This is a genomic window from Armatimonas sp. (assembly GCF_043757465.1).
Classification (GTDB): domain Bacteria; phylum Armatimonadota; class Armatimonadia; order Armatimonadales; family Armatimonadaceae; genus Armatimonas.
This window is the reverse complement of the sequence record NZ_JAYVPL010000122.1, coordinates 1-15,894: the sequence shown is the minus strand read 5'-3', so window position 1 is coordinate 15,894 and position 15,894 is coordinate 1. Positions and strand designations below refer to the sequence as shown.

Genomic DNA, 15,894 nt, shown 5'->3' with positions numbered 1-15,894 from the left:
GTCCTTGGTTATAAAGTGCGTTTGCCTCTTTCTCGGTCATATCCTTAGGTGGTATCCTACCTCAAATCTGTGGATGGCGCGAGCGGTGTGTAGTTACTGATTTAGTCTTCACCTGGATGGCACAAGATACTGGCCCTGTGATACTTGGTCAGATAAATTTTTTTCGAGAGTTTTCAGTTAATGGAGGTTCCCGACGAGTATTTTGACGAAGAAACGGGGCGCTACGATCACGCGGCGGTGGAGGAATGGCTGGGTTTCACTATGCCTGAGGAGACTTGGTTTGAGCCATGTGCGGGGCTGATCACGGTACGAGCACTTTTGGCACATCTTCAGGAAGATGCAAGCGATATTACTGATTCTGAGGGAGTGATTCAGGACTTACTTGACTGTGAGCGAGTTTTGGAAGGGCTTCAGAAGAGCGGGATTCGATGGCATCTGACGGTGGATATTTAGCATGATTCTAAACGATTACATCTCTTTGGATGTCACGGAAGCCGCACATGTGGCGAATTTACGTGCGTTTGTAGCGCGTGTGCCTGAGCCTGGCTCGCGCTCGACGCGTGAGGGGCACTTGACGGGCTCGGCGTTTTTATTGAGTTCGGATGGCGTTTGTGCGTGGCTGATCTGGCATGAGAAGCTTCAGCGCTGGCTTCAGCCAGGGGGGCATTTGGAGGCAGAGGATGCGTCGCCGTGGCACGGGGCGCTGCGCGAGCTCTGCGAGGAGACGGGGCTGAGTGAGTCAGACGTGAGCAGTGGTGGAGCGCTTTTCGATGTGGATGTGCACAGTATCCCCGCACGCGGCGACGACGAGCCGATGCACTCTCACTATGACTTGCGGTTTTGCTTCACGTTGCGTGCGGGCGCGGCTCCGATCACCGGGCGCTGGATCGCGCTTACGGAGCTGGCTGCGTTTCCTGAGGAGTCGCTGAGCCGTCTAGCGCGGAAAGTGCTTGCTGGATAACGCCCCGTGCCAGCAGAATCCGTGTGTGCCCGACACGCGTGACCTCGACGAGCGTCGCGCCTGGCCAGTGGGCGGCGATGGTCTCGGCCTCGTCGTAGGGGACACTGGTGTCGGTGCGGTCGTGGAAGATCGTGAGGGGTGGGGGACTGTCCACACCTTTCAGGGCGCTCAGCAACGTCAGGTCGGTGGAAAACTCGGACTGGAAGTAGGCGACGAGAGCATCCGCCTCAGAATCGCTCAGCCCCTCGCGCAGCCCGTGGTTCTTTAGTCCATCGGCGACGTAGCAAACGGGGCCGAGGAAGACGAGCTGCCGGGCCTGGACGCCTGCCGCCAGCGCGAGCGTCGTTGCAATAGCGCCCAGAGAGTGCGCGATAACTCCGTGGAGCGGCTGCCCACTCCAGTCCGCGAGTGCCTTCAGAGTGGCGGCATTGGCTGGTGCGCTTGCCAGCGTTCCTTCGGATGCACCATGGGCGGGGGCATCGTAGGCAAGAACCCGATAGCCCGCCGCATGAAGCGGTTTGATCCAAGCTGCGAACTGCGCCGCACAGCCACCCCAACCATGAGAGAGAAGCACGGTCGGCGCATTTTTCGATTCCGTGGGCCACTCGTAGCATGCGACCGTTTTGTGAACCCCCAGCACCTCAGGGTAGTGCGCGGTGGGGAAGCCTTCCAGGGGCACGTCGGGCAAGGTGAGCGAAAAACGCGTGGGCTCGATGGGAAAGGCGGGGGCGGGGAAACGAGGAGGGGTGAGCCAAGACATCACCAAGTCAGAGAAAATCACACGCCTATTCTATCTCCGATTTTTTAAGGCGCTCGATCTCCTTCTCCACGAGGGTATCTCCCGGATAGTCCCGCAGGAAGCGCTCCCACTCCAGAATCGCCCGGGGAAGCTGCTGGTGATCGGCACACCACTGCGCAAACCGACGGCGTGCGCGTCCGTCTTTCCAGTTTTGCACCACACCTCCGACTTGGACACTGAAATCTGTCCGGGCTTTCTCGGCGGTTGCTTCCTCTTGGAGGAGCTGCCGACCGCGTTCTGTCTGGCCACGGCGCAGGAGCAACGGGCCGAGCTGCCCACGAAGGCGCGGGTAGCTGGGCTTCAAACGGTAGCTCTCCTCCCAGGCTTTAAGTGCGTTGTCGTCATTGCCAAGCGCCTTCCAGGCTCTGCCTCGCTCAAAGGCAAGCGAGGCATCCCCGGGCGCGAGCTGGGATGCTGCTTCTAGTGCCCCGATCGCTTGTTGCCGTAGCGCTGCGGCCTTTGCCGGCTGGGCATCGGCGGCATCCAGCAGCGTGCGTGCGTGCTGTGCGAGAATCTGCGACTCCCCAGGATGTTTCTGGGCGAGCGTGTCGAGCTGAGCAAGAGCATCGTCGAAGCGGCGCTGCTTGGTGAGATTCTCCGCCAGGAGCACGGCGGTCATCCAGCGCTCAGGCTCCAGAACAAGCGCCCGCTGGAGCAGTTTTTGGGTCTGGGGGTAGTTTCGCTCTTTATCCTGGTAGAACGCCTCGGCGACAAGAGGCTCTATATCTGTGGGAGCGACTTCCTGGGCTTTTTTGAAGCGGGATGCGCCCTTTGCCTGCTCCCCCAGGCTCAGCTCCAGGTAGCCAAGACGCACCAGGGTGACCGGGTCATTGGGGCTGGTACTCAGTGTGGCAGTCAGCAGGTTGTAGGCACGATCTACCTGGCCCACCTGGCGGTAGAGATCCCCAAGGATACTCATCATGCCCGGGATGCGCTTTGAATCGTCTTCCAGTTGCCGCAGTAGGGGGCGCGCCGCTTTATTATCCCCTGCACGAACCAGTAGCTGTGCCGCGTCCAACCGGCTTGCCGGGTCATTGGTAACCAGGCGGCGGGCGGACTCGGTCGCTTCTTTGTTAAGGGCGAGCTGCCGCAGGCGCGTTTCCTGCTCCGTGGTCTTTATGCGCTCTTTACTCAGTGTCTGCCACTGCTTTAGCTGCCACGGAACGCTTGCCAGTGCGCCAAGTGCAAGGATTCCTAGCAAAGCAAAAAGGCGTCTCTTACGATTCATAGTACTATTGTGTCATATCTTTGATACGTCGTGCCTTCAGGGCTGCCACCTCGCGCGTGGCCTCCGCCTCCGCTGGTCGGCGCTCTAGTACTTGTTCCCACTCGAAGATCGCGCGGTGGATCAGGAGTCGTCCGACACAGTAGCGGGCGAATTTTTTACGCTTTTCCAGGTCATTAGGGGTCTCAGCCACGCCCAGAGCAAGCTGCTGGTAGGTCTCCGCCTTGTTTTTCTCGGTAGTGTTCTCTGCGAGGAGCTTCTGTGCCCGCTCGCGCTCTCCGGTTTTTAGGAGCAACTGGCCGAGCTGGTAGCGTGTGGTGAGGTAGCTGGGGGAGAGGGCATAGGCTTTCTCGTAGGCCTGCTGTGCTCCTGCCGTATCGCCGCTGTCCTGACGTATCTTGCCCAGGTGGAACCAGCTTGATCCGACCTCTTGAAGCTTCTCCATCGCCTTTTCGGCGAGCGGGAGTGCAGCACTCCGAAGGGCTTGGACACGCGGCAGTTCGCCTTTTTTTTCTAGGGCTATCGCTTGCTCGTCGAGGGTAATGGCCCGCTGGAGTACCAGAATCCCTTTATCGGGCGCGAGTTTTTGTGCGTCGTCGAGAACCTTGAGGGCGTCGTCGTACTTGCCTTGGGAGACGAGAATCTGGTTGTGGATCAGGCACAGTCGCCACTCCTGCGGGTCGGCGGCGCGGGCGGCAAGGAGCGCCTTGTCGGCTTCTGAGAGCTTCTCCTGGTGTTTTAAGAGCAGTGCGAGGGCGAGCTGCGCATCCGAGGAGGCAGGGGCAAGGCGCACTGCCTCTTTCAGGTGTTTTTCGGCAACCGTGTAGTAGCCCAGAAACTGCTCCAGCCGTCCAAGGCGCACATAGCCGGGGGAGTAGGTTGCATCAAGGCGGACGGCTTGCCGGGCGAGCGCGAAGATTCTGTCGGTGAAGTCCAGCTCCTCGTAGAGCCCGGCGAGCTGTTCGGAGAGCACGGCGGAGCCCTTCGCATCTTTTTCTAGAGCGATAAGGGCATCGAGTGCGCTCGCATTGCTCTCGCGCAACAGGGTGGCCGCCTCGCCGAGGCGTATCCGCAGTGGCTCCGTAAGCGGCAGAGGCGTGGGGAGCGGTGTGGGCTGTGGGGTTGCCTGAGGTGCAGGGGAGGGTGTCGGAAGAGGCGAAACTGCTGTCCGGCATCCTAGGAGTAGGGCCGGTGTAAGGGGAAGGAGGCAGATGAGGCTAAGTTGAGCGAGGCGCATCATAAAAACAAAAACAAGGCGGCGTGTGCGAGCTCGCACGCGCCGCCAGTCAAATCACAAGAGGAAGACACAATCTAGCGAGGGGCACCACCACCGGACATTCCCGCGGGCCGACCATAGCCCCCTTGCATTTGTCCCATTCCAGGCCGTCCCATCGCGCCGCCGCCACGGGTCTTGGCGGTGGTGGCGTAGGTATTTTGCATCTGTGTTGCTGAGGGTCCCTGGAGCTTGGCGGCAGGATTTTCTTCCGGGCCAGACTTATTGCACCCAACAGTCACGAGGGCTAAGAGGCAGACTGCAACACCGAGTCGTTTATACATAGCGTGATCCTAAGCGTGGTGCCGTGCCGGATAACCGGCACGGCACCCGCATCTTGTGTATTAGTTGTTGACGATGCCGTAGAGCGTGATGGTACAGCGTGCGGTCTGGGTGTACTTCACGTGGCCGTCGGCGAAGCCGATGTTGTTGCCCTGAGCGGAGTGCTGAGCACACTTGTCCCATGCTGCGTTAAACGGCCCCTGCCAGACAGCATTGGTGCCCCAGTAACCAGGCACACAGGCATCGGCTTTGGGATAGGCGGTTCGCATCAGACGCCAGCGGCTCCAGTTGGCAGGCTGAGTGGGTGCCGTCCAGCCGACGTGGGTCGGGTTGTTAGCGATCTGTACCCACTGATCCCAGCCTTCCCAGCCGGAGAGGGTGGTGACCATATCGCCTAGGACATAGGTCTCTGCGGGTTTGCCGATTCCTGCTAGCGATCCTTGTGCGTAGGTCAGGGGCTCACTGGCACCGTAGGAGATCGGAGCACCTCTCTGGGTGATCGGGTTCCAGAGCTCGGTGGGGAAGCCTTTGACGGTGGCCATGTTGAACCAGCCAGAGTAGTTGGTCTTGACGCCTGCCTGGCGTGCATCACTGGGGCAGGAGTAGACACCCGCGCTCTTCACGTAGGGGAAGATCGCATTGTGCCAGAGGCCGCCTCCGTTGTTCACACAGAGAGGATCACTACCTCCAGAGAAGCACCGATCCCACTTCCACTCGGGGAAGGTTTCGTCGTAGTCCTGGGCATACATCACCATGCCCAGCGTGAGCTGCTTCATGTTGGAGAGACACGCGGTCTGGCGTGCTTTCTCACGAGCTTGTGCAAAGACAGGGAAGAGAATGGCAGCAAGAATCGCGATGATCGCGATCACAACAAGTAACTCGATAAGCGTGAAGGCACGCAGAACTTTCTGCATTTTCATAACTGAGAACTTCCTCAAGATAGATTGACTCCCAAAGACAGGGGGGAATCATATCAATTGTACACAGATATTTAATGGGTGTCAAGTCGGATTCTGAGGCTATCTTAGAGAATTTTTAATAAAATAGCCTTAGTTAATCGGTTCTGGGCCTTGCGGTATAATTGCCCGTGCCTGCTCCCACCCCTACTCTGGACAAAACACTCCTCGATGCGGCTCTTAACGGCTCAGATCTCACCCCACGCCTTGTTGCCGTCGAGACGCAGCAGGACACGGCGACCCTCTTTGCACGACACCGCGATGGCTCGGTGACCTCCGAGACCGTGCCCTTTATCCCCTGGCTGATTCAGCGTGACGAGCGCTTTCTGCCCGATGGTGAAGAAATCCAACTCACCGGTGAGGGCTACTCGCGCCTCGTGCGCTTTCCAAGCTGGCGGGCGTATCAAGATGCCCGCCAGATTTTAAGAGACGAGCGCCGAGACTTTGTGCAGTACGGCTCGCCCCAGAAGCAGTTTTTGCTCGGCACGGGGCGCACACTCTTTAAGGGAATGGCCTTCACCGAAGTACGCCGGATGCAAGTGGACATCGAGACGACGACACTCTCATTCAATGAATCCGGGGCAAAGATCTTTCTAATCGCCTGCTCGGACAACGTCGGCAACGAGGAGCTGCTCTTTGGTGACGAGCGCGATATGCTCTGGGCGCTCAATCACCTCGTCTCGGCGTGGGATCCCGATATTATCGAGGGCCATAACATCTACGCCTTTGATCTGCCCTGGATTCGCGCCCGCGCCCGCGTGCTCAACATTGCCCTGCCCTGGGGCCGCGACAGCTCCGAAGTGGGGATTGGCTCGGAGCGTAACTGCGCTCTGGGGGCCAACACGCGCCCGTTCACGCCGCACTATATCTGGGGACGGCATGTATTGGACACGCTCTTTCAGACCCAGCGCTTCGATGTGGCACGCGGCGAGATTAGCTCCTACAACTTAAAAGAGTGCGCTCGAACGTATCATATTGCCGAGCCCGACAGGGTCTATATTCCCCACGACGAGATCGCGTCGCTCTGGCGCACGGATCCGGAGCGGGTAAAAGCCTACACGCTGGGCGATGTGCGTGAGACCCGAAGACTCGCCGAGATTGTGACCCCCACGGAGTTCTACTCCACTCAGATGGTGCCCGATGTTTTTCAGACCGTCGCCGTGACAGGTAGCGGCGAGAAGATCAACTCGGTGTTTGTGCGGGCGTATCTTCAGGCAGGCCACGCGATTGCGCGCCAGCAGCCTAGCCAGCCCTACGGCGGCGGCTACACGGAGATACGCCTCGCGGGTCTGCTGCGCGGCATTGTGAAAGCCGATGTCGAGAGCCTGTATCCCAGCATCATGCTCAACTACAACGTCAGTAGCAGCTCGGACACGCTGGGACTGTTTCTGCCGCTTTTAAAAGAGCTGACCCGCCGCCGACTCATGGCAAAGCGCAAGGCCAAAGACTACGAATCCACGAAGAACGAGATCGCATCGGCGTACTGGGATGGTTTGCAAGGCTCCTATAAACTACTCATCAACTCGTTTTATGGCTACTTAGGCGCACCTTTCTACTTCAACGACTACTCCGCCGCCGCCAAAGTCACCGAGATCGGGCAGGCTATTGTTAAACAGATCGCGGAGGAGCTCGAGACGCGGGGGGCGACGGTTATAGAGATTGACACCGACGGCGTTTATTTTCAGCCTCCCCCTGGAATCTTGGGCCTAGAGCCTGAAGAGGCGTTTATCACTGAGATCGGCACGAAGCTCCCCGAGGGAATTCGCCTCGCCTTTGATGGCCGCTACGAGGTGATGCTCTCATTAAAGGCCAAGAACTATGTTCTCGTGAGCTACGGGGGCAAGACGACATTCAAGGGCTCCAGCCTGCGCTCCCGTGCCGATGAAAAGTTCGGCAAGAAGTTCCTCTACGAAGCCGTGGACTTTCTGCTCGCCGACAATCGCGAGGGGCTCTTGGCGCGCTACAAAGAGCTTCTGGACGCTATCGAGAACCGCACCCTCGGGATCGAGCAGATCTCCCGCCGCGAGCGTGTCACCGATAAAACCTTCACCAGCGATGCGAAAAAACGCAACGCCGAAGCCATGGCGGGCCTCACCGTCGGCGACTACGCGATTATCTACCAGCGCGAGGGCGACAAAGCCCTGGTTCCTGCCGAGAACTACAACCACGACGAAGATGTCGAGTACTACCAGACCAAGCTCTACAAATTTGCCACGCGCCTCGAAGCCGCCATCGGCGAAGACTTCGCGAAACTCTGTCCCAAACCCCTTGTCGGAGCTAAACGCAAAGCCGCCGAAGACGCCAAACACCAGATGAGCCTCTTTGAGATGTGACAACTCTCTTCGGAAATCGTAGGTATACTGCTTGCGTGAACAAAATCTCTACGAAGAGAAAGACGAGAAGGAGGATAGCGTCATGGATGTCACAGTTGGCATAGGACTTGGTTTTTTCGCGTGGCTGCTGGTGCGCTGCGTTCTGAGCGGCTTTTACACGGTGGATCAGAACCAGCGAGCCGTCAAGACCGTGTTTGGGCGGGCGCAGCGTCTGGGGGAATTAACAACCCTCGATGATCCGATTGCGGAGTCACTGACGGGCGACCAGCGAGAGCGCTATGTCTACCCCCAGGTTCGGGTGATTCCGCCGGGGGGGCCGTACTTCAAGTGGCCGTGGGAGAGGATCTATAAAGTTTCCGTGGCGACGGAGACAGTCAATATGGCTTACGACCCTCAGGCACCGGAGGCAAATCGCGAGGGGACAATGCTGGAGGCGGTCACGAAAGATCAGCTCAACACCGGGCTGACAGGGCAGATCCGCTATCAGGTCTCGGAGCGCAATCTCTACGCTTATCTTTTTGGGGTCACGCATCCCATCGCTCATGTGATGGGGTACTTTGTCTCGGTACTTCGCGAGCGAATCGCGACCTTTGAGGCTCCTGGTGTTGCAGGGCACGAAGATGCGCTGGATGCAACGTCGGTGGAGGGCATCTCCATCAACGATCTACGAAAGAACCTGCGTGATCTTAATGAGCACATGGATAAGGAGTGCCAGAGTGCGTCCGCACGCTACGGAATGCTGCTAGAGGCATCGCTGATTACCGGCATTGACCCCCCCGCCGAGGTGGAGTCCGCGCTGGCGGCGATCAACACGGCGCACAACCATGTTTCCTCGGACATCAGCTTGGCGACAGCGGCGGCAGACCAGCGCATTGTGGAGTCCCGTCGCGCCGTCGAGATCGAGACTCTCAAAGCCGAAGCGGAAGTCGAGCCGCTGCGGCGGCTGGCGGTGCAACTCACCGCGCTCCAGGCAACAGGTCGGCCCGCGATGCTGGCCTACGTGCGCAACGCCAAGCTCGCACTCTTTAGCAATGCTCGCCGGGTGATCACGGAGGTGAAGTCATGACTCTTGTCTATGCGCTTGTCACGTTTTTCGTTCTGCTGATCGGCGGCCCGATTTTGCTTGGGCTGGTGCGCCTCATGGGAATCTACACCGTTGTTCAGGAGCGCCGCTGTCATGTCTATGTGCTCTTCGGGCAGGTGATCGGCATTGTTGAGGAGCCCGGACTCTGCTTCCTCTGGCCAAGGCTTGGCTGGCGGGCGCTGCTTATCGGGGGCTTCGGTAAGTGTCATGTGATTGATATGCGGCTCGATCAGGAGTATCTGCGGAGCGCTCCCGTGAACTCCGAAGAGGGCGCTCCGATGGGAATCGGGATCTGGTACGAGATGTATATTAGCGATCCTGTGGCCTATCTCTTCAAGAACTCCGACCCGCGCGGCTCGCTCTCCGCCAACGTGAGTAACTCTACCGTGCGCTGTCTGAGTAACTTACCCCTAGCTCGGATGCTGATTGACCGCCATAGTATGAGCAAGACCGTTCGCGACGAAGTGACGCCAAAGTCTCACGAGTGGGGCTATAAGCTAGGCTCGATCTACATCCGAAAAGTTCACTTCCGCGACCCGGAGATGATCCGTCAGATCGAGAGCAAAGTTGTTAATAGACTGCGGCAAGTCACGGCGGCGATCAAACAAGACGGTGTGAACCAGGTGAGCATCATCACTAGCACCGCCGAGCGCCAAGCCGCTGTCGAGTTTGGAAAGGCCGCCGCTGTCCGCCCTGCGATTGTGGGAGAGGCCATGGCCGAGATCAGCCGCGACCCAGAGATTTCCTCGGCGCTCTTTGAGCTTCTGGAGACCCAGCGGATTGTCGAGAGCGGCGCGAACCTCACGCTGATTCAGGGGCAGGGCAAAGGAAATAGTAGCGATCTCATGGCAGGCTTCCTTGCCTCCATGCCCGCAATTGAGGAGCAAGCCGCCCCCAGCAAGCCACCCGTCAAGCGCTAGAGGCTACATGTCGTCGAGGAAGCGGAGCTGCTCGCGGTACGCACGTAGCGCGGGGAGATCCAGGGAAGCGGAGAGGGTTCCCTCTTCGCTTCCCGCATCGGCGAGAATCTCGCCGTGCCAGTCCACGAGCATCGAGCGACCGGGGAAGCTGAAGTACGGGTCGGTGCCGCAGCGGTTGACGCCTAAAACATACGCCTGATTCTCAATGGCACGCGCTTGGAGCAGTCGCACCCAGTGGTGGACCCGAGCACTGGGCCAGCTTGCGATATCGAGATAAAGCTCGGGTTTCCACTTCTTTGCCGCACTACGCCATACCTCGGGGAAGCGCAGGTCGTAGCAGATGAAGGGAGCGACGTGGATGCCTTGCCAGGGAAAGATCACGGCCTCTGTGCCCGCCTGATAGATCTCGCCGCCCGCGCGGAAGGGCTTTATCTTGGTGTAGTCCGCGATGCGTGTGCCACTGGGAGCAAAGACCAGCGCCCGGTTGTGGCCGTTGATCGCCACGCCGCCTACCAGAGTGATCTGCCAGCGCTTTGCCGTCTCCTGAAGAAAGGTCGCAATCGGGCCGCCTTCTGGCTCCGTGGCCTCGATATTCATCGAGAACCCCGTGGCAAACATCTCGGGAAGCACCACAAGCGTGTTGGACTCTGGGCTGGCTTCGGCGAGCATTTTCTCCACTTTGGCGAAGTTGGCCTCACGGTCTTCCCACGCAATATCAAACTGAAGGACTAGGACTTTCATTATTTTATGTTTCCTATGCGACCGGACGAAGTCCGTGATCGTTGGTGTCCCGGCTGTCAGGCGGATACATCAGCCGCTGTGCTCCGCGACTGGTCACGGCGTAACTGAACCAAGCTCAGCCGCGAAGAACACGACACGGAATCCTCTTTGAGGAGTCAGGAGGCGAATCTGGCCCGACTGGATTTTCTAGGGAACCGTGCAGGTAGTAATTGGGATCGTACCAATCGGAACACCACTCGCGCACCTGCCCGGCCATCACCCTGCCAGTACGTGGTATCGTGGTGCGTGCCGGGCCAGAGCTTCGTCGCGCCGTTCTCGGGCCCCATGTCCACCACCGGCACATTGATCACAATCCCAAACGTCGGGGACGGGTGGGTCATCCTCGGCCAGAGCTGCGCCACATCGGGATGCACGGGCTGAAAATGCTCACCTTGGAGCGCGGTGTTGCCGGAGTAGAAATTGTTCTTCACACCATCGCCGAGGATCGCCTTTGTCACTTCGATAATCTTCTCGTTAAAGAGCACATCACGAAAGAGATAGGGCTCGAAGGGCGGCGGGGCTTGCTGGAGATTGCCCTTGTTGAAGTTAAACGGCACATCGGGGCGGGCAAGAATAGCGGCGACATCGGCGAGCATTTTCTCGCACAAAATATCGCAGTGGGCGGGATCTATCACGTCTTCCAGGACGACGAAACCATCTCGGTTAAATTCATCGATCATTTTTTCTTCTCACCCTCGTTTTCTCTTCTTCACACCGTTCACGAGGCGGCACGAAGCACCTGGGCAATTGCCTGCGCGAGCCGCGTGTGCGCCTCGGCATCGAAGTGGACGCCATCGAGCGAGCTGACACCAATGACGGAACCCGCATTGAGAAACTCCCAGCCATTGGCCTCAGCCACTTCGAGGTAGAGCGGGGCGAGCGCACGGGAAAAACTCACGGCGCGTTCTTCGTCAAACTCCACGTAGGAGATCGGGGTGCGCAGCGGCGGCGGGGCGATCAGCAGCACTCTTGCCCCTGCATCGTGGCCCATCCGGCCAATTGCTTCCACGGCATCCGCAGCGGCGTCGGGCTGGTGGCGGAAGCGCGACTTGGCATCGTTGGTTCCCAGCATCACAATCAGCCTCTCGAAAGGCCGGTGCGTATCACAGACCATGGGGAAAGTTGCTTTGCCGTTGCGCATCGGGACAAGAGCATCGTCAAAGCCCGTGGTGCGATTGGACAAACCCTCTTCCAGCACCCGCCAGCTCTCGCCGAGTAGGCACTGCAAAACGCCTGTCCAGCGCGTCTGATCATCGAAGCGCGAGATGTCCTTCGGGTTTGCGCCCCAGGTGTTGGAGTCGCCGTAGCTGAGTAGAGACTTCATGGGAGAATTGTACCTCTGGATGCTACCGACAAGCGGTATAATCGCGCATGTCTAAAACAATGACGCGACGTGGGTTTACGACCCTGACTACGGGGCTGCTTCTCGGCTCCACGACAGAAGCGTTTGCGGCTGCGCAGGCCGCACAGCCGCCTTCCGGCCCGACGGAGGCTCCGTTTGAGCGGGACTATCCCGCGCCAGGCTTTAAGCTCGCGTGGAAGAAGCCACAGATTAACCGTCAGCTCGCTCAGGATTTTGTTATCTACGCGCACTCTGATTTGGAGCTGGTCAAGAAGCTCCTAGACAAAGAGCCGGGGCTCATCAATGCGACAATTGACTGGGGCGCGGGGGACTGGGAGACCGGGCTGGGGGGCGCATCGCACATGGGCCGCCGAGACATTGTCGAGTTTCTTTTGGAGCGTGGGGCACGTATGGATCTGTTCTGCGCCGCAATGATGGGCCAGTTGGAGGCGGTGAAAGCGTTTCTGACGCTCCAGCCCAAGCTGATTGATGCTAAAGGCCCGCACGGCTTTACCCTGCACTTTCATGCGCAGGTGGGGGCCAAGAACTCCGAGAGTGTTTTGGAGTATCTTCAGACGGTCAAAAAAATCGAGCTCAAGCCAAACCCATTTCTGAAGAGATAGGGAGATCTGGTTGCGCTAATCTAGCTTGCGACCCGCTGCCAGGCGAATGGTGGCAATGCGCTCTGAGGTGACGGCTTCTTCGAAAGAGCGGAAGCCCGCGAGCTGGAAGCCGTGCTTCTTCGCGAGCCGCCACATCTCCTCCGCCTGTGCGAGACTGACGGCCTTGCCCAGAGTGAAGCTCTCGTAGCGGCCCTCCAGGGCAAGCATCATGGTCTCGGACATGCAGGCGTAGGCGGTGCCGGGGGGAAAGCCAAAGGAGAACGGGACACCGGGGCGATCCACGCCTTTTTTAGTCGTCTTGGTGGCAGTGAACTCTCCGGGCACAGCGACGCAGCCGCCCTCGATCACTAGGACATCGTTGCGCTCTTTGGCGACACGCGTGCTCACATCGCGGGGGCGAGCGACATCACAGACAACCGCGCCGCGCTTCAGATGACGCGGCTCGATAATGGCATCGGCGGCGCTGGTGACCGTGACAATCACATCGGCATCGCGCAGGCCCTCTTCGACGGAGCCAGTGACTGTCACCGGCTTGCCCCCGCGCTCACGAACTTCTTGCGCGACAGGTTCCAGGCGCGCCAGATCCCGCCCCACAAGGGTCATTTGCCCGGCGTAGGGAGCGAGCAGCAAAGCGCTGGTGTGGCCGATACTGCCACTGGCCCCGACGACGGCGACATGGGCGGACGAAAAAGGCGTTCCCATGAGCTCCGCTCCCCGCATGGCGCCCTCGACGGCTGTTGCGACCGTGTAGGAGTTGCCGGTGGTGACCGCGAGCTTAGTGCGTGTGGCGAGTGTGATTCCCCCATCCCCCGCCACGCTCGTCAGTGCACCCAGCCCGATAATCTTCGCGCCCAGCCCCTCCGCGAGCTCGCAACACGCCTGGAGCTTATCGTAGACCTGCTCGGCAGGAAGCGTCAGGAGCTGGTGGGGGGTGAGGGTGCAGACGATGAACCAGCCCTCTGCCACGGCGCCCGTGGCGGAGCGAATGCCCGTCAGGTGCGCCACGGGGCGGGGGGGGAGCTGGCGCAGGAGAGTGGCCAGCAGTGGCTCCGGCAGGTGCTTTGCCAGCGGAGACATGCGGCTCATGTCCTTGCGGATATCTATGGGGTGAATGATGAAAGCAAATCGCTCCATAGCCTCCATTCTACCCGAACTTGGCCCCGGCTATTTTTGTAAGTGTGCTTGGACTCCCTGGGGAGTGACTTTAAAGACGGTGCCCACGGAGTCGCGCGCTCTGACGACTGCGATAAAGTTAGCCCCGGCCTGCTCAATCAGCACACTGGGGCCCGCGACGGCTTTCTGGGCAGCGCTCAGCTCGTCGGCAGTGAGGCCAAAAGTTTCCAGGGCAAGGGGCTCGTTGATCGGCAAGCTCGGCATAGTTCTGAGGGCTTTCTGGAGCGCGACGCATGTCGTACGGCACGCGTCGCGCCGCTGGTTCTCCGTGGTGAGAAGAGTCCCGCTGCCCATGATGCCGAGCTGGCCGAGCAGGGTGTCCAGAGGCCACCAGGCGACACGCTCTAGCCCCACGAGAAAACCAGGTTTTGCCGCATAGCGCCCCAAAGCGGACGGGCTACCCGGGGAGAAGCCTTGGCGGGCATCGAAGGCGAACCCTCCCTTTTTTTTTGCCGTTTTGTCGCTGCCCGGAACGACTAAACTTGTCGTCAGGTCAGCGGAGCCGTAGAGCAGCGCTGAACCAGACGTGAGCTGAAAGTGGCGCAGACGGCGTCCGTTACGGAACGCATCGCTCTGGCTCAGCCGGAGCTGGCTCAGTGGGCTGAGGTGGACGATACTACCGTCCGGAAAAGCGACAGTGACCGTGCCCGTTCCATCCGTGACAAGTGTGTCGCCTAGAGAGTAGGATTGCCCCACGAAGCTGGGGGCCGGGGCGCTCTTGCCGCTAGCGGTCTGGAGGGTGACACCGCCCGTGACGGCCACGACCGAGGCAAACCCGTGGGAGACATCGCGCCGCGCCCCATCCAGTAAGAGAAGACTCAGTACGAGTAATCCGACGATTTTACCAAGCTGCCCGAGATAGTCCCGTGCGGCTTGGCGACGCCAGCCACTCAGGCGGTTGCGCCAGTGTTGTTCTTCATAGCGGGCCGCATCTTGCAACAGACTCATAGAGAAGCCTCCAAGGAGACCTCCGGCTTTAGCTGGGGGAGGAATTGGGAACCGCATAGAAGTTCCCGCTGTTGGTTCTTCAAATTATTTCTGCTTTGCCTTTCCGTTTCTGTCATTATAATGATAGTATGTGGGTAGTGAAACTCGTCGCACAAGTCAAGCTCTTGCCTACGCAGGAGCAACGCGAATACCTCAAGAAGACACTTGAAGCCGCAAATCAAGCCGCCAACGTTGTCTCTGATGACGCGTTTGCCTCGAAGGTATTCAAGCGTTTTGACTTGCATTACCTGTGGTACGAAACGCTCCGCAAAGATACTGGGCTGACTGCTCAGGTAGTCGCATTGCTCTTTGCCAAGGTCGCTGATGCCTACAAACTTGATAAACTCACTCAGCGATCTTTTCGTCCACACGGAGCTATCGCCTACGATTCCAGAATCCTTCGGTATATGCTTGACAAGAAGATGGTGAGCATCTGGACGGTCAACGGGCGGGAGAGAATCCCGTTTGTCTGTGGAGACTATCAAACAAGACTTCTTGAAGGACAACGAGGAGAATCTGAGCTTGTCTTTGTTGATGGGGAGTTCTACCTGATGGCTGTCTGCGACGTGCAAGACCCTCCGCTTCGCGAAGTCAACGGCGTTCTTGGCGTAGACCTTGGCATTGCCCAGCTTGCTACGGATAGCGAAGGAAATCAGTACAGCGGGCTTGAAGTACGAACCCTTCGCCGCCGCATGAGGCGACTTCGTGCTGGACTTCAGCAGTGTGGTTCTGAATCTGCCAAGCGTCACCTTCAAAGGCTCAGACGAAGGCAAAGTCGGTTCACCAAATGGGTGAACCACAATATCAGTCGCAGACTTGTCGAAACTGCGGCTAAACTTGGGAAGGCACTCGCTCTTGAAAACCTTCAAGGTATCAGAGATCGAGGAAACGGCTTGGCTACGGGGCGCAGCGCCCCTAGCTTCAACCGAGAAATGCGTTTTGAACTTGGAAACTGGAGCTTCTACCAGCTCTTGGCTATGGTTGAGTACAAGGCGAAACGCGCGGGGTTGCCTGTGTTTCTGGTTGATCCAGCCTACACTTCCCGAACGTGTTCCGTCTGTGGTTATTGCGATAAGCATAATCGAAAATCTCAATCTCAATTCCAGTGTCTAAGCTGTGGCCTGGAACTCAATGCAGACTGCAATGCAGCTCTGAA

At 58.9% G+C, this 15,894-nt stretch carries 17 protein-coding genes; 7 read left to right on the top strand and 10 right to left on the bottom strand.

The window, feature by feature from the left end:
- Positions 1–180: 180 nt before the first annotated feature.
- Complete coding sequence (locus ACH2ED_RS16550) at positions 181–453, top strand: hypothetical protein (protein ID WP_395093484.1); 273 nt, start codon at positions 181–183, stop codon at positions 451–453.
- A 1-nt stretch (position 454) separates the two neighbouring features.
- The gene (locus ACH2ED_RS16545) at positions 455–961 is read left to right on the top strand and encodes an NUDIX hydrolase (protein WP_395093481.1); all 507 of its coding nucleotides are present in this window, start codon (positions 455–457) and stop codon (positions 959–961) included.
- On the opposite strand, the gene ACH2ED_RS16540 is transcribed toward ACH2ED_RS16545, so the two are convergent.
- From ACH2ED_RS16540 to ACH2ED_RS16520, 5 genes are read right to left on the bottom strand one after another with little or no spacing between them, the layout of a single operon-like run.
- Complete coding sequence (locus tag ACH2ED_RS16540; RefSeq protein WP_395093478.1) at positions 894–1,742, bottom strand: alpha/beta fold hydrolase; 849 nt, start codon at positions 1,740–1,742, stop codon at positions 894–896. The two genes, ACH2ED_RS16545 and ACH2ED_RS16540, sit on opposite strands and share 68 nt — an antisense overlap.
- 4 nt (positions 1,743–1,746) lie before the next feature.
- Complete coding sequence (locus ACH2ED_RS16535; protein WP_395093476.1) at positions 1,747–2,988, bottom strand: tetratricopeptide repeat protein; 1,242 nt, start codon at positions 2,986–2,988, stop codon at positions 1,747–1,749.
- A gap of 4 nt (positions 2,989–2,992) precedes the next feature.
- Positions 2,993–4,261 carry a tetratricopeptide repeat protein gene (locus ACH2ED_RS16530; RefSeq protein WP_395093474.1) on the bottom strand — a complete coding sequence of 423 codons (1,269 nt, stop codon included), beginning with the start codon at positions 4,259–4,261 and terminating at the stop codon, positions 2,993–2,995.
- A 35-nt stretch (positions 4,262–4,296) separates the two neighbouring features.
- On the bottom strand, positions 4,297–4,542 hold the full coding sequence (locus ACH2ED_RS16525) for a hypothetical protein (RefSeq protein ID WP_395093473.1): 246 nt from the start codon (positions 4,540–4,542) through the stop codon (positions 4,297–4,299).
- A gap of 60 nt (positions 4,543–4,602) precedes the next feature.
- Positions 4,603–5,460 (bottom strand): DUF1559 domain-containing protein, encoded by an 858-nt coding sequence (locus tag ACH2ED_RS16520; RefSeq protein WP_395093470.1) that lies wholly within the window; start codon positions 5,458–5,460, stop codon positions 4,603–4,605.
- Between the two features lie 167 nt (positions 5,461–5,627).
- Between ACH2ED_RS16520 and ACH2ED_RS16515 the strand changes: the two genes are divergently transcribed.
- The 3 genes from ACH2ED_RS16515 (at position 5,628) to ACH2ED_RS16505 (ending at position 9,833) form a co-directional block, all read left to right on the top strand.
- Positions 5,628–7,829 carry a DNA polymerase domain-containing protein gene (locus tag ACH2ED_RS16515; protein WP_395093467.1) on the top strand — a complete coding sequence of 734 codons (2,202 nt, stop codon included), beginning with the start codon at positions 5,628–5,630 and terminating at the stop codon, positions 7,827–7,829.
- A gap of 82 nt (positions 7,830–7,911) precedes the next feature.
- Complete coding sequence (locus ACH2ED_RS16510) at positions 7,912–8,895, top strand: SPFH domain-containing protein (protein WP_395093487.1); 984 nt, start codon at positions 7,912–7,914, stop codon at positions 8,893–8,895.
- Complete coding sequence (locus ACH2ED_RS16505; RefSeq protein ID WP_395093464.1) at positions 8,892–9,833, top strand: SPFH domain-containing protein; 942 nt, start codon at positions 8,892–8,894, stop codon at positions 9,831–9,833. Before ACH2ED_RS16510 ends, ACH2ED_RS16505 begins: the two co-directional genes overlap by 4 nt.
- 3 nt (positions 9,834–9,836) lie before the next feature.
- Here the strand turns inward: ACH2ED_RS16505 and ACH2ED_RS16500 are convergent, their stop codons facing one another.
- The 3 genes from ACH2ED_RS16500 to ACH2ED_RS16490 all read right to left on the bottom strand — a co-directional run bounded on the left by ACH2ED_RS16500 (position 9,837) and on the right by ACH2ED_RS16490 (position 11,937).
- Entirely contained in the window at positions 9,837–10,574 is a 738-nt protein-coding gene (locus tag ACH2ED_RS16500) for a nitrilase-related carbon-nitrogen hydrolase (RefSeq protein ID WP_395093462.1), read from the bottom strand.
- A 155-nt stretch (positions 10,575–10,729) separates the two neighbouring features.
- Positions 10,730–11,293: a phytanoyl-CoA dioxygenase family protein gene (locus tag ACH2ED_RS16495; protein ID WP_395093459.1), complete on the bottom strand. Its 564-nt coding sequence runs from the start codon at positions 11,291–11,293 to the stop codon at positions 10,730–10,732.
- A 38-nt stretch (positions 11,294–11,331) separates the two neighbouring features.
- The gene (locus tag ACH2ED_RS16490) at positions 11,332–11,937 is read right to left on the bottom strand and encodes a GDSL-type esterase/lipase family protein (protein WP_395093456.1); all 606 of its coding nucleotides are present in this window, start codon (positions 11,935–11,937) and stop codon (positions 11,332–11,334) included.
- A 47-nt stretch (positions 11,938–11,984) separates the two neighbouring features.
- Here ACH2ED_RS16490 and ACH2ED_RS16485 point away from each other — a divergent pair, with 47 nt between their 5' ends.
- Complete coding sequence (locus tag ACH2ED_RS16485; protein ID WP_395093453.1) at positions 11,985–12,578, top strand: ankyrin repeat domain-containing protein; 594 nt, start codon at positions 11,985–11,987, stop codon at positions 12,576–12,578.
- Between the two features lie 15 nt (positions 12,579–12,593).
- Here ACH2ED_RS16485 and ACH2ED_RS16480 read toward each other — a convergent pair whose 3' ends face one another.
- Together ACH2ED_RS16480 and ACH2ED_RS16475 are read right to left on the bottom strand one after the other, a co-directional pair.
- The gene (locus ACH2ED_RS16480) at positions 12,594–13,712 is read right to left on the bottom strand and encodes a shikimate dehydrogenase (protein WP_395093451.1); all 1,119 of its coding nucleotides are present in this window, start codon (positions 13,710–13,712) and stop codon (positions 12,594–12,596) included.
- A 30-nt stretch (positions 13,713–13,742) separates the two neighbouring features.
- Entirely contained in the window at positions 13,743–14,699 is a 957-nt protein-coding gene (locus ACH2ED_RS16475) for a hypothetical protein (RefSeq protein WP_395093449.1), read from the bottom strand.
- 128 nt (positions 14,700–14,827) lie between these two features.
- Between ACH2ED_RS16475 and ACH2ED_RS16470 the strand changes: the two genes are divergently transcribed.
- A partial coding sequence (locus tag ACH2ED_RS16470) for an RNA-guided endonuclease InsQ/TnpB family protein (protein WP_395093447.1) occupies positions 14,828–15,894 on the top strand: 1,067 nt, incomplete at its 3' end.